The organism is Glaesserella sp. (genome assembly GCF_041817755.1).
GTDB lineage: Bacteria > Pseudomonadota > Gammaproteobacteria > Enterobacterales > Pasteurellaceae > Glaesserella.
Map to the genome: position 1 here is coordinate 64,054 of NZ_JBGYBX010000030.1, position 12,409 is coordinate 76,462.

Here is a 12,409-nt window from a genome sequence, read left to right on the forward strand (position 1 = left end):
TCTCTTATTTGCAAAATAAAACGCAGAACCGACTGCTTGTCCGCCGCCACACGGCATTTATTTTTTCACTGCCAAGCTGACGGTAAATATGCCGTCCTCATCAATCCATTGGTGAATTTTCTCAAAACCGGCTTTTTCAACCAGTTGATCCATTTCTTGTTGACTGCGACGGCGCATTACCCAATCCGGACTGCCCTCTTTATGGCTGGTTAAACAGCGGGCGATCAGCTCCAACTGCGGGTGCCAAGGCTGACCGGTGTAAATCAAGTAACCGCCGGATTCAATCGCATCACCGAATCCGTAAATCGAGTTCAATATTAAATCATTATCGGCAAACAGTTCATGTAAACCGGAGACAATTCCCAAGGTCGGACGAGGCGAAAGATCACGGTAATTGCTGCGATCATACGCATTCACTTCATCAAAGGTCACCACCTGTTGCAAATTGCGCTCTTCTATCAGTTTCCGCCCCGCCGCCACGTTAATCGGGCTGTAATCCCGCAGACGGACTGAGTCGGGTAAACTTTCCTCCGTTAATGCGTCCAGCACATAGCGCCCGTGACCGGAAGCAATATCCAATACATGAACCGGTTTACCCGCTTGGCGCAGTTTTGCCATTGCCATGTAAATCGCTTTGCCGATATTTACTTTGCGCTGCCGAATTCCGCGCCAACCGATTGCATTCAAGTAATTTTTATCGACCATCAGCCCGAATTTATTCGTTCCCTGCGGCTCATTGTGATATACATAATCCAAAGTTGAACCCGAATCGTATCCCGTTTCTTTGCCGATTCTGAGTCCTTCGCTCCAATTAGCACCTAATTTCATCAACCAGCGATAAGCCGCCCAAAACGCCCCTCGCGGACTATACGGGGACAACGGCGTTGCCAATTCATCCGCTTCGATACGGCTTTGGCTGTGAATATGCGCCTGCGTGACATCCACGACGGACAGCGGTTGATTAAAACGCTCACGGATAAAACGGCGCATTTCTTTAAATGCCGCTTCCCGTTGCTCCTCTCCTAAGGTATCGTGATAAAAACCGTCTAATACATGGCGTTCTTTAATATGGCTGCCCAAACGATTGTAAAAATCGTGCTGAGGTTGATGATGCACGACCCAGTCACTCCCCGAAATCAGCAACTGAATCGGTGTGGTAATTGCCTGTGCATCAGCCACTACTCTATCCGCCGCGTCATATAATCCGAGTAAAATACGTACGGAAATTGCACGAGCGATCAACGGGTCGTTGTTATAACTGTCTTGCCGCGCCTTATTGTGCGTCAGGTAGTGGGCTTTTACGTAACTGTTGACAAAGAAATTGCCTCGCCATTTATACATCAATTTCAATCCTGCTCGGGCGAACGGCACATACAATTTCACTTTAAACGCCGGTGAAGCCAATACCGCACAACGAATTTTCGGTGCGTAATCATGCAGCCACGTCGACACCAACACCGCACCGACGCTTTGCGCAATCACCGCAATATTTTCCGGCTGAATACCATATTCCCGCCCGATATGTTGAATAAAATCCTGAATATCGGAAACCGACGTCCCCAAACTCGGGCTGTCACCCCGCTCACCCGGGCTTAACCCGTGCCCGCGCGCATCCCAAGCAAAATAGGTAAAATCATCAAAACCCAGTTCATCGGCGACAAACATCATCCGTCCGGAATGCTCGTGTCCGCGGTGAAATAACACTATCGCTTTGTCCTGACTACCGTCTTTTGCCGGGCGATAACGATAAAATAACTGCGTATTATCGGCTGTGGTAAAATATTTTTCCTGCTCAATGAGACTTTGCATGAATGACTCCTTTATGCTTACGCTAAACCGTTTTTTACCCGTCTGTAACAGGTAATCACCAAGGCAACACACGCCAACCACATAATAATCGTGAAACTGAAATGAAACTTACCGACTATGGCGTACCACAGCGCCAACGCACCGATAAAAAACGCCCGATCGCTTTTACCGAAAGGCCCGTCATAGCGGCGCCCGTTATGACCGTGAACCTGACCAAGCACACCACAAAATTCCGTCAGTACCGCCAAGAAAATAAACAACCCGATTTGAAAGCCGTTAAACGGTGCAATAAAGGCAAACGGCAAATAGAGCGCCGCATCGGCAACAACATCCGTCAGTTCGTTTAAATAGCCGCCTAATTTTGATTGCCAATGAAATTCCCGCGCCAATATACCGTCAATCGCATTCAATGCCATCCGTAAGAAAAGCCAAATCGGTAACAACCAAAATAAAGCGGAAGAAAAAGAGAAAAGAGAAAGGAAAAGACCAAGAAAAACCGATACCCAAAAGGCAAAAAGCGTGACCTTATTTGCCGAGACTCCTTGTCGATCCAATTTTCGTGCAATCGGACGGAGTAAATCTTGAAATTTCGGTTTAAGTGCGTAGATGCTCATCGTCAACACCCCGTAGAAGAAATATTGAATGCATAGTAGCGGTTAATTTACCCCAAGATCAAGTAAATTCCACCGAAATTGATTTCAAAATCAAAAGAATAAAGATAATACAAAAAGAGCACACTATTATTCCCTCCCCCTGTAAACAGGCGAGGGGGAAAGAAAATAATCTATTTTATCTCTAAAATGATTTAAATTTGATAATGCTGATACCACTGAGCCAGTAATATACCGGCGTTGACCGCCACGTTTAAACCACTGTTTAACGGATTGGCGAAAGATAATTGCACTGTAGTATCTTCCGGATATTCTACGTCGTTTGCAACCGTTTCACTTAATACAAAAACAATTTTCGGATTTAATATAACTTTAGCTAAATTTTTAGCCTGTTTTTGACGGGTTAAATGAATAATTTGATAACCGGCTTGGCGTAATTGCGTTAACGCAATTTGTTTATGTTTGGTTTCTAATGCATGAATAAATTCCAAACCGCCTTCGGCAACACGCGCCGCATGACTCGAATGCAAAATATCGTAGTTTTCAACAATAATGCCTTTGACGCCGTAAAACGCACAAGTACGTATCACACCGCCGATATTTTGGGCGTTATTGACACCGTCAAGCAAGACGAGACAATCTTGTTGGCGATTGGCTTGCAAATAGCCTTCCAGTGAATACGGTGCTGTTTTTTTGACCAATAAGCAGATTTCGCCGTGGTGTTCCGTTCCGGTGACCCGCTCCATTTCGTCTTTATCGACTACGTGATAGGCTTTTTTCTGTTCGGCTAAATAGCTGAGCAGATCGCCGGCTTTTTTCGCGCCCTCTACCGTTGCCCATAAGCGTACGATGGCTTCGGGACGTTGTTGAAACACGGTATGGCAAGCGTTTTCACCGTACACCTTCATTTCCGTGGCGCGATTATGGCGGATTTTTTCAGGCGCACGCGGAGAAAGCGGACCGGTTTTTTTCTCCGTCGTGCGGTTATCACCTTTTACGCGGATTTGCACAACACCGTCACCGCCGGCTTTTTTCCCTTCCGTCGGATAATTTAACGTGTCATGACGCTTTTCAGCGGTTGGTCGGACACGTTTATCTTGTCTCGGTTTACGTTTATCGTCGCGGTTTTCGCGAAAACCCGGTGATTTAAATTGCGGCTCATGGCGTTCGTCGACGGTTTTAAAACGGGGTTGGTTGGATTTGAATTTCATGTTCATAGGATGTTTCTGTCAATATCGGGAAGGAATAGGCAAAAGTATAACAGAGATTTGCAAAATTCTTTAACAATCTCACCGCTTGTTGCTCCCGATCTATTGATTCAAGACGCGTTTTTCTTTGCTTAAGTAGCGCGAATTTGATGACGGCTATTTCTTTATCCGACAACTTTATCTATAATCTTTATCCTTTTATGTTCTTTAAAATTCGGTGGAAATATGAATCCAATGTTAAACATCGCTATTCGTGCGGCACGAAAAGCGGGCAATATTATTGCAAAAGGCTATGAGCAAGCGCCTCAAGACACACAAGTCACCCACAAAAGCTCAAACGATTATGTGACGGAAATCGATAAAGCTGCCGAGGCGGCCATTATTGAGGTGATCCGTAAATCTTACCCTGAGCATTCGGTTGTCGGGGAAGAATCGGGCGTGTCTGCCGGTACGAATACCGATGTGCAATGGGTGATCGATCCGCTGGACGGCACAACCAATTTTGTCAAACGCTTTCCGCATTTTGCCGTGTCTATCGGTATTCGCGTGAACGGTCGAACCGAAGTCGGGGTCGTGTATGATCCGATTCGTAATGAATTGTTCACCGCCGTTCGCGGTGAAGGTGCGAAATTAAACGAATTCCGTTTACGCATTGATAATGATCGTCGTGATCTGGCTGCCGCCGTCTTGGCGACGGGCTTTCCGTTCAAAGCCGCTCAACATCGCCGTACACATTTAAATATGGTTGAAGCCTTAATGGATAACGGCGTTGCGGATTTCCGCCGTACCGGTTCGGCGGCATTGGATTTAGCCTATGTCGCAGCGGGTCGTGTAGACGGCTATTTTGAAATCGGTTTGAAACCGTGGGATTGTGCGGCGGGTGATTTGATTGCCCGTGAAGCCGGTGCCTTAGTCACCAATTTTGTCGGCGGAACGGATTACTTAACGTCAGGCAACGTCGTGGCGGGTAATGCGCGTACGGTCAAAGAGATACTCAATACCATTCAACCGGTGTTGACCGAAGATTTAAAAAAATAATTGTTAACCCAAAGAACACCGACAAGCGGTCGGTTCATCGCAGAATTTTGCAAAATGTCCGTCGAATCCCACCGCTTGTTTCGTTGTATCGTGTTCAAATTGTTGAAGAATAAAGATAAGTATGATGCAAAAGACCTACCCTCTTTTAAGCCAAATCAATTCACCGGACGATTTGCGTTTACTGCCGAAAGAAAAATTACCACCGCTTTGTGATGAATTGCGTGCTTATTTACTTGAATCCGTCAGCCAAACAAGCGGACATTTAGCCTCCGGTTTGGGCGCGGTAGAATTGACCGTGGCTTTGCATTATGTTTATCAAACGCCTTTTGACCAACTGATTTGGGATGTCGGCCACCAAGCTTATCCGCATAAAATTCTGACCGGTCGCCGCGATCAAATGCATACCATCCGCCAAAAAAACGGTTTACATCCTTTCCCATGGCGTGAAGAAAGCCCGTTTGACGTATTGAGTGTCGGACACTCCTCGACATCAATCAGCGCTGGGTTGGGCATTGCCGTCGCCGCAGCAAAAGAAAATGCCGGGCGTAAAACCGTTTGCGTGATCGGCGATGGCGCCATTACCGCCGGTATGGCTTTTGAAGCAATCAATCACGCCGGTTCCATTCATACCGATATGTTGGTGATCTTAAACGACAATGAAATGTCGATTTCGGAAAACGTCGGTGCCTTAAACAATCACCTCGCCCGTTTATTCAGCGGCTCGCTCTACAGCACCTTACGCGAAGGCGGTAAAAAATTACTGTCCGGGCTTCCGCCGATTAAAGAATTCGTACGCAAAACGGAAGAACACGTCAAAGGTTTCGTCTCGCCGGTAGGCACCATGTTCGAAACCCTCGGTTTTAACTACATCGGTCCGATTGATGGACATGACATCGAAGAGTTAATTGCCACCTTAAGCAACATGAGAAATCTTCCCGGTCCGCAATTTCTACATATCAAAACCAAAAAAGGCAAAGGCTATGCGCCTGCGGAAGAAGATCCGATCGGTTTCCACGGTGTACCGAAATTTGACCATACCAGCGGCAAATTACCGCAAACCAAATCGGCACCGACGTATTCCAACATTTTCGGCGATTGGTTATGCGAAATGGCGGAACGCGATGAAAAAATTATCGGCATCACGCCGGCAATGCGCGAAGGATCGGGAATGGTGGAATTCTCCAAACGTTTTCCTCAGCAATATTTTGACGTTGCCATTGCCGAACAACATGCCGTAACATTCGGTGCCGGGTTGGCGATTGCCGGTTACAAGCCGGTAGTAGCAATCTACTCCAGCTTTTTACAACGCGCCTACGATCAATTAATTCACGACGTTGCGATTCAAAACCTGCCGGTGATTTTTGCCATTGACCGTGCCGGCATTGTCGGTGCGGACGGACAAACGCACCAAGGTGCGTTCGATTTGAGTTTTATGCGCTGCATTCCGAACATGACCATTATGTGCCCGAGCGATGAAAATGAAATGCGCCAAATGCTCTACACGGCTTATTGTATGAATTCGCCGGTCGCGGTACGTTACCCGCGCGGCAATGCCCAAGGTGTTGAGTTGCAACCGATGCAAGCGTTGGAGATCGGCAAAGGCAAAGTGATTCGACAAGGTCAAAAAGTAGCTATTCTCAATTTCGGCACACTGTTAAACGAAGCCAAACAGGTTGCCGAAGCACAGGATTACACCTTAGTCGATATGCGTTTTGTCAAACCGCTTGATCATGCCTTGATTGAAACGTTAGCGGAAACGCATGATCTGCTCGTAACCTTGGAAGAAAACGCGATTCAAGGCGGAGCGGGAAGTTTCGTTAATGAATATTTGCAAATGATCGGCAAGATCAGACCGCTTGTGATGATTGGCATTCCGGATGTCTTTGTGCCACAGTCCACTCAAGCGGAAGCTTATGCCGATTTAGGCTTGGATGCGCAAGGCATTGCACACAAAATCCGCCAAGCGCTTAACTAAATTCTCCGAATGAAAAACCTCATAAGTTGTTATGAGGTTTTTCGTTACTAGTCCAACATATCCGCCAGAAGAAACTGCAATACAGCATCCATCCTTAAATGCGGTAACGGCTGGTCAAACTCGACCCGTCTCGGTTCAAACTGATCGAACTCAAATCGATGATACTGCCAATAACCGGCTTCGGGCAACCGTGCCGGCACACTGCCCGGATAAAGGGTAACCCGTTTTTTATCCGATGAACGTATCCCTCGAATGGCTTTAAAACTTTGCCCGTTTTGGGTGGCGATCACCGATTCCGTCGCCCGAATCGCCGACACCGCCTGATAACCGGTTTCAATTCCTTCAAATTCGGCATGTCTTCCGCCCTCTTGAACCAATTGGCGCATTAAACTCTCCAAATTCGGCAGCTGCTCGCCGGTAATATGATCCGCCTTCGTGGCAATAAATAATAATTTATCGATATTGGAGGAAAACAACCGACTAAACAACGAACGGTTGCCGTAATGAAAGTGTTTAAACAGTTGCTGTAAACCGATTTTCATTTCAATAAAGGCTTGTTGACTGTGATTCAACGGTGTCAGACAATCGGCAAGAATCACTTGTCGATCGAATTGCGAAAAATAATCTTCATAAAACGGCTTCACGATTTTTTGCTGATAATGCGTATAACGTTTTTTCAGCGTATGAAAAACACTATCGCTCGAACTTTTTTCCAACCGTTCCCATTCGTTTTCCGTTAGCTGAAGCAAAGGGAAAAATTGATAAACCGGCGCGCCGCGTTCGATATTCGGTAAGACAAATCGTCCCGGCTGAATATATTGCATCCCTGCCGCTTTGCATTGTAACAAATAGTCGGTATACATTTCACTTAACGCCGCCAGCCGGTTTTCGTCCGCTTTCGCCGTGAGATCCAACCGCTCGACCTGTTCCAACCACGGTGCCGCCAATTCCGCCCGAAGCCCTTTATGCACCGACTGCTGCGCTTGCGACCACGCTTTAAACGATTGGGAAAGTAGCGGTAAATCCAACAGCCATTCTCCCGGATAGTCAAAAATATCCAAGTAAAGTGTGCCGGTTTCTTTTAAATGACGCAGCAGACTGTCTTGTCGCTGATAACGAATGGCAAGCCGAATTTCACTGATACCGGTGGTTGACGGACACCACGACGGCGGATCGTTTTCAAAACAAGCGCGATTTTTATCATATTCAAAACGCGGTACGGTTAAATCATGTTGTTCAACCCGCTTAACGGAAATAATCTGTCGATTACGTGCCGGTGCAAATAAATTGAGGTGTGCATTGTCGCCCGTATTAATATGTAAAAGTTGATCGACAAGACTGGTGATAAATGCCGTTTTACCGCTACGGCTTAACCCCGTTACGGCAAGGCGGAGGTGATTATCCAAACCGCGTTGGACAAATTTATACAGTTGATTTTGAAGTTGATTAAACATGCTGTATCACACTAAAGTTTTAAAAAGAAAGGTGCAACACGTGCACCTTACCCCCTACTTAATTAATTCGAAACGTTGTGCCGGAAAAACAATATCGTTAACTCGAACTTCCAGCGTATATTGCCCGAGCGGATCGCGGTGATCAAACCGCCAACAACGCTGAATAAACTCATTACTACTGCTCGGTAACGTCATGCTGATTTGATGACGCTTTTTGTCTTCCGACGATACGGTCGTACCGGCAGGATCACCGAATTGCGCTTCTGCCGGGGAATGGAATATTTCCGTCACGCTGTTTCTCGCCTGAAACGGCATATTTATCACTACCCAACATAGTTGCTGCCCTTTTTTACCGACCGAATATTGCGTACCGATTGGTTTTGCCACTTTATTGGCAGTATCGTAAACGGCTAAATTCAACATTGGACGCTGCTCCGGCTGCTTTTGCACATTTTGTGCCGCTACCGCCACAGACAGCATACTTAATACTATCCCTAACGTTTTTTTCATTTATGACTCCGATTCATCATTTTGTCGTTGATATGCTTGTCGCAATTGTTGTGCAACCATCGCAATCGCCTCGCCGCTACTGACACCTTGTTGCATAAGCTGTTGAATCCGCTCGACGGCTTGTTGTTGCTGTTCGTGAGTTAAACTCAGAAGCGCATTATCCATTTTGAACCTCGTTAAGTCTAATAAAATCCCCGTGAAATAATGTAAAAAAGGCGTTACTGCCGATCAAGCGGTCAGTTTACGATGATATTTGACAAATTAGGGATCACATTAATTCACATATAGAAAAAGTGTGGCAGTCTATCATAGTCTGAAGCCTATATTGAAGGTGATTATTGATTGATATCATTTCTCATTGACGCAAATAATCCGATTGCATTATGCTGCCTACCTATTGTTTTTCACAAGTCAATTTAAGGTCGTATATGAAACTACTCAAAATCCTCTTTTTAAGTTTAAGTACCATGCTGTTATCCGGTTGTTTTACGTTACTTAATTGGGAGGACCGCGAACCCATATCTTCAGGTAACCAAAAGGTCGAAGTGGATGAAGATAATCTCACTGCATTTGGCATGGTAAAATCAACCCAGCAGCTTGTGATGATAGGGGAAAAATATTGGTTTGTCGCGGATGCCGAAAGTTCGAAACAAATCAAAGCATTGATTGACGCAAAATTACCGGAAACTTTTAATACCTATGGGTTACAAGTCGAATTAGATAAAGAGGCAAAAAACTGGAAAACCAACGTAGGTATATCATACACTACCGCAGATACTCAGGCTGAAATTACCAAATTAAAACAATTAGGATTTGAATCTCGTTGTCCTGAATGCCCAAAAGACGATCAATATGTTCAACAATACCGATTACAAGGACAACTCTACAAAAAAGCGGATATACAAATTGCAGAGTCAGGTAAGTTAAGAAGAGCCATTCCCGTAAAATTAGTGACAGAAAAATATCAAATAAATGGTGTTGGCTCTACGCTTGCTGCCATAGCACTAACGCCAATCACTTTAGCATCTGATATTGTGACTTTACCGTTTCAAATATGGTTTCTATCTCTAGATAGCGGTGATATATTTAAACCTTAACCAATTCATGTTTTGATAAGGCGTTCAGAAGTTTGAACGCCTTATTTCTTATTTAAAGTCCCACCCAAACCGTTCAAACAAACTTAACCACGGCTGATCAAGTGGTGCGTTTATTTCAATTTTTTGCAAACTTTTCGGGTGAATAAATTGCAAGCGGTTGGAATGTAAAAATAAACGCTCACAACCCGTATTAGCGATTAACGCACGGTTTTGATGTAAATCGCCGTAGTTGGTATCGCCCATAATTGGGTGAAACAGGTGCTTCATGTGACGGCGAAGCTGATGTTTTCTACCTGTTTGCGGAAACAGTTGCACAAGGCTGTAACGTGCCGTTTGAAATTTGCCTGCGGGATAAGGCATCTCGACCGTTGCCAAGCCTTTATAATCGGTAATCGCATCTTGTGCTTCTTTCTCTTGAGAAAACTTATCGGCAATTTTATCCAGCTGAACTTTCAGGGGATAGTCAATCCGCCCTTCACCTTCCAAATAACCACGAACGACTGCCAAATAGCTTTTTTGGATCTGATGTTGTTCAAACAACTGGCTCATGGTGCGAGCCATATCGCTGTTAAGAGCAAAAAGCAACACACCGGAAGTCGGACGATCTAGACGGTGAATCGGAAAAACGTGTTGCCCGATTTGATCTCGCAACGTCTGCATGGCGAACACGGTTTCATGTTTATCCAACCAACTGCGGTGTACTAACATACCCGCAGGTTTGTTAATCGCAATGAGTTCATCATCACGGTAAAGAATCTCAAGTTCCATTAGCTTTTCAACAAGGTTTCAAGTTTAACTAACGGGGCGTGAAGTGCGTGTAGATAATCCAAATCTTTTAACGCTTCTTCTAAGTAAGGCGATACAGCAAAATTACGGGGTAATTCTGCATTGGCCTCTAACAGGGCGTGCATTCTCGGTAAGAAAATCCATTGTAACCACTGGGTTGCAGACAGTGTGCTGACACAAAACGGCTCGTCATTGGCTAAGGCTTCTTCAGACGGTGGCGTGGCTTCCCACAGATTATGTACTCGCAAGGCGATTTCGAGATCGGTTAAGTGTTGTTTTACTTGAGTTTTCATTGGTTGTCCTTTATTGTTTCCATTATTTCCCTTCCCCCGCAAGCGGGGGAAGGTGCCGAAGGCGGAAGGGGGGCATGCAAGCGGTCCGATTTTTACAACATTTTGCAATCTCCATTCGTCGTTTCTCTTTAAACAGAAGAGAACTCGGCAAAAAATTGCTTGCTAATATAAGGACAAAATATGCAAAATCAACCCACTATCCTTCAGAAGATTGTTCAAGACAAAGCTCGTTGGGTCGAGCAAAAAGCACAAGCTTTTCCGTTATCCCAATTTCGACATCAATTAACCCAAAGTGATCGCAGTTTTTATCAGGCTCTTGCAAAAGGTTCGCATGATCTGCCCGCTTACATTTTAGAATGTAAAAAGGCATCTCCGTCAAAAGGGCTGATTCGAGCAGATTTTGATTTAGATGCGATTGCTCAAGTCTATAAACATTATGCTTCAGCAATTTCAGTGTTGACGGATGAACAGTATTTCCAAGGGGATTTTTCTTATATCAACCAAGTTCGCCAACAAGTCGAACAGCCTGTTCTGTGCAAAGATTTTATGATCTCGCCCTACCAAGTCTATTTGGCACGTTTTCATCAAGCGGATGCGATTTTATTAATGCTGTCGGTGGTTGATGACGATACCTATCGTGAGTTAAGCGAATTAGCTCATTCTCTTGGTATGGGCGTACTGACGGAAACCAGCAACGAAGCGGAATTTGAACGGGCTTTAGCCTTAGGGGCGAAGATTATCGGCGTGAATAACCGCAACTTGCATGATCTATCCATTGATATGAACCGCATTGTGCATTTGGTGCAAAAATATCAAGATCGTATTCCGAAGGAGACCCGTTTAATCAGTGAGTCGGGCATTTACAATCATCAGCAAGTCCAGCAAATCAAACCGTTTGCTCACGGCTTTTTAATTGGCAGTAGCTTAATGGGCAATCCGGATCTGAATAATGCCGTGCGAGCGGTGGTGTATGGCGAAAATAAAGTCTGTGGCTTAACCCGTCCGCAAGATGTGCAAGCGGTTTATCAAAATGGGGCATTATACGGTGGATTAATTTTCGCCGAAAAATCGCCACGAGCCTTATCGTTACGCCAAGCACAAGAGCTTGTGGTACAAGCCCCGTTACGTTTTGTCGGCGTATTCCAAGATCAAGCGGTCAGTTTTGTGGAAAAAATTGCAAAACAGCTTGAACTGTTTGCCGTGCAACTTCACGGCTCGGAAGATGAAGCTTACATTGCAGAACTGGCGGAAGCATTTGACGGAAAAATTCAAATTTGGAAAGCCATTTCCGTGAATACACAGACTCAATTTCAACAAAATCCATTAGTTCAGCGTTATATTTTAGACAGTAAACAAGGCGGTTCGGGAGAAGTGTTTGATTGGTCGTTGATTCCAAATGAGATCAAAACCAAAGCGTTATTGGCAGGCGGAATTGGTTTGGACAATATTGATCAAGCGTTAAAACAAGGTTGTTTAGGTGTCGATCTGAATTCGGGCGTGGAATCTGCAAAAGGGGTGAAAGATGCGGGGAAAATCTCAAACGTATTTCAACGGATATTCAGAAACAATTAGGCTGTGAGCTATATATTAGATAAATACCGACGAAGCCCCTACGTCGGTATTCCTAT

Annotated in this window: 12 protein-coding genes; 4 read left to right on the forward strand and 8 right to left on the reverse strand. The window is 45.1% G+C overall.

Annotated elements, in window-relative coordinates:
- Positions 1–57 precede the first annotated feature (57 nt).
- The 3 genes from ACEYKX_RS03660 to ACEYKX_RS03670 form a co-directional block, all read right to left on the reverse strand.
- Positions 58–1,809: a bifunctional alpha/beta hydrolase/class I SAM-dependent methyltransferase gene (locus ACEYKX_RS03660; protein ID WP_373767819.1), complete on the reverse strand. Its 1,752-nt coding sequence runs from the start codon at positions 1,807–1,809 to the stop codon at positions 58–60.
- A gap of 17 nt (positions 1,810–1,826) precedes the next feature.
- Positions 1,827–2,423, reverse strand: a complete 597-nt coding sequence (locus ACEYKX_RS03665; protein WP_373767818.1) for a CDP-alcohol phosphatidyltransferase family protein — start codon at positions 2,421–2,423, stop codon at positions 1,827–1,829.
- 191 nt (positions 2,424–2,614) lie between these two features.
- On the reverse strand, positions 2,615–3,637 hold the full coding sequence (locus tag ACEYKX_RS03670; RefSeq protein WP_373767817.1) for a TrmH family RNA methyltransferase: 1,023 nt from the start codon (positions 3,635–3,637) through the stop codon (positions 2,615–2,617).
- Positions 3,638–3,853: 216 nt separating this feature from the next.
- Here ACEYKX_RS03670 and suhB point away from each other — a divergent pair, with 216 nt between their 5' ends.
- Together suhB and dxs are read left to right on the forward strand one after the other, a co-directional pair.
- Positions 3,854–4,666 carry an inositol-1-monophosphatase gene (suhB, locus tag ACEYKX_RS03675; protein ID WP_373767816.1) on the forward strand — a complete coding sequence of 271 codons (813 nt, stop codon included), beginning with the start codon at positions 3,854–3,856 and terminating at the stop codon, positions 4,664–4,666.
- A 124-nt stretch (positions 4,667–4,790) separates the two neighbouring features.
- Entirely contained in the window at positions 4,791–6,641 is a 1,851-nt protein-coding gene (gene dxs, locus ACEYKX_RS03680; protein ID WP_373767921.1) for a 1-deoxy-D-xylulose-5-phosphate synthase, read from the forward strand.
- 47 nt (positions 6,642–6,688) lie between these two features.
- On the opposite strand, the gene ACEYKX_RS03685 is transcribed toward dxs, so the two are convergent.
- From ACEYKX_RS03685 to ACEYKX_RS03695, 3 genes are read right to left on the reverse strand one after another with little or no spacing between them, the layout of a single operon-like run.
- A complete protein-coding gene (locus ACEYKX_RS03685) occupies positions 6,689–8,095 on the reverse strand; it encodes a YcjX family protein (protein ID WP_373767815.1) in 1,407 nt (468 codons plus the stop codon).
- A gap of 54 nt (positions 8,096–8,149) precedes the next feature.
- A complete protein-coding gene (locus ACEYKX_RS03690) occupies positions 8,150–8,605 on the reverse strand; it encodes a hypothetical protein (RefSeq protein ID WP_373767814.1) in 456 nt (151 codons plus the stop codon).
- Positions 8,606–8,770 carry a YoaH family protein gene (locus ACEYKX_RS03695; RefSeq protein WP_373767813.1) on the reverse strand — a complete coding sequence of 55 codons (165 nt, stop codon included), beginning with the start codon at positions 8,768–8,770 and terminating at the stop codon, positions 8,606–8,608.
- Positions 8,771–9,033: 263 nt separating this feature from the next.
- Here ACEYKX_RS03695 and ACEYKX_RS03700 point away from each other — a divergent pair, with 263 nt between their 5' ends.
- On the forward strand, positions 9,034–9,702 hold the full coding sequence (locus ACEYKX_RS03700) for a hypothetical protein (protein ID WP_373767812.1): 669 nt from the start codon (positions 9,034–9,036) through the stop codon (positions 9,700–9,702).
- 48 nt (positions 9,703–9,750) lie between these two features.
- Here the strand turns inward: ACEYKX_RS03700 and truC are convergent, their stop codons facing one another.
- Complete coding sequence (gene truC / locus ACEYKX_RS03705; RefSeq protein WP_373767811.1) at positions 9,751–10,470, reverse strand: tRNA pseudouridine(65) synthase TruC; 720 nt, start codon at positions 10,468–10,470, stop codon at positions 9,751–9,753.
- The gene (locus ACEYKX_RS03710) at positions 10,470–10,781 is read right to left on the reverse strand and encodes a YqcC family protein (RefSeq protein ID WP_373767810.1); all 312 of its coding nucleotides are present in this window, start codon (positions 10,779–10,781) and stop codon (positions 10,470–10,472) included. Before ACEYKX_RS03710 ends, truC begins: the two co-directional genes overlap by 1 nt.
- 180 nt (positions 10,782–10,961) lie before the next feature.
- Here ACEYKX_RS03710 and trpCF point away from each other — a divergent pair, with 180 nt between their 5' ends.
- Positions 10,962–12,353, forward strand: a complete 1,392-nt coding sequence (gene trpCF, locus ACEYKX_RS03715; protein WP_373767809.1) for a bifunctional indole-3-glycerol-phosphate synthase TrpC/phosphoribosylanthranilate isomerase TrpF — start codon at positions 10,962–10,964, stop codon at positions 12,351–12,353.
- The last annotated feature ends 56 nt before the right edge of the window (positions 12,354–12,409 follow it).

Coding starts and splice junctions, on each gene's coding strand:
- ACEYKX_RS03660 (WP_373767819.1), bottom strand. CDS start 1,809: ATGCAAAGTCTCATTGAGCAGGAAAAATATTTTACCACAGCCGATAAT.
- ACEYKX_RS03665 (WP_373767818.1), bottom strand. CDS start 2,423: ATGAGCATCTACGCACTTAAACCGAAATTTCAAGATTTACTCCGTCCG.
- ACEYKX_RS03670 (WP_373767817.1), bottom strand. CDS start 3,637: ATGAACATGAAATTCAAATCCAACCAACCCCGTTTTAAAACCGTCGAC.
- suhB (WP_373767816.1), top strand. CDS start 3,854: ATGAATCCAATGTTAAACATCGCTATTCGTGCGGCACGAAAAGCGGGC.
- dxs (WP_373767921.1), top strand. CDS start 4,791: ATGCAAAAGACCTACCCTCTTTTAAGCCAAATCAATTCACCGGACGAT.
- ACEYKX_RS03685 (WP_373767815.1), bottom strand. CDS start 8,095: ATGTTTAATCAACTTCAAAATCAACTGTATAAATTTGTCCAACGCGGT.
- ACEYKX_RS03690 (WP_373767814.1), bottom strand. CDS start 8,605: ATGAAAAAAACGTTAGGGATAGTATTAAGTATGCTGTCTGTGGCGGTA.
- ACEYKX_RS03695 (WP_373767813.1), bottom strand. CDS start 8,770: ATGGATAATGCGCTTCTGAGTTTAACTCACGAACAGCAACAACAAGCC.
- ACEYKX_RS03700 (WP_373767812.1), top strand. CDS start 9,034: ATGAAACTACTCAAAATCCTCTTTTTAAGTTTAAGTACCATGCTGTTA.
- truC (WP_373767811.1), bottom strand. CDS start 10,470: ATGGAACTTGAGATTCTTTACCGTGATGATGAACTCATTGCGATTAAC.
- ACEYKX_RS03710 (WP_373767810.1), bottom strand. CDS start 10,781: ATGAAAACTCAAGTAAAACAACACTTAACCGATCTCGAAATCGCCTTG.
- trpCF (WP_373767809.1), top strand. CDS start 10,962: ATGCAAAATCAACCCACTATCCTTCAGAAGATTGTTCAAGACAAAGCT.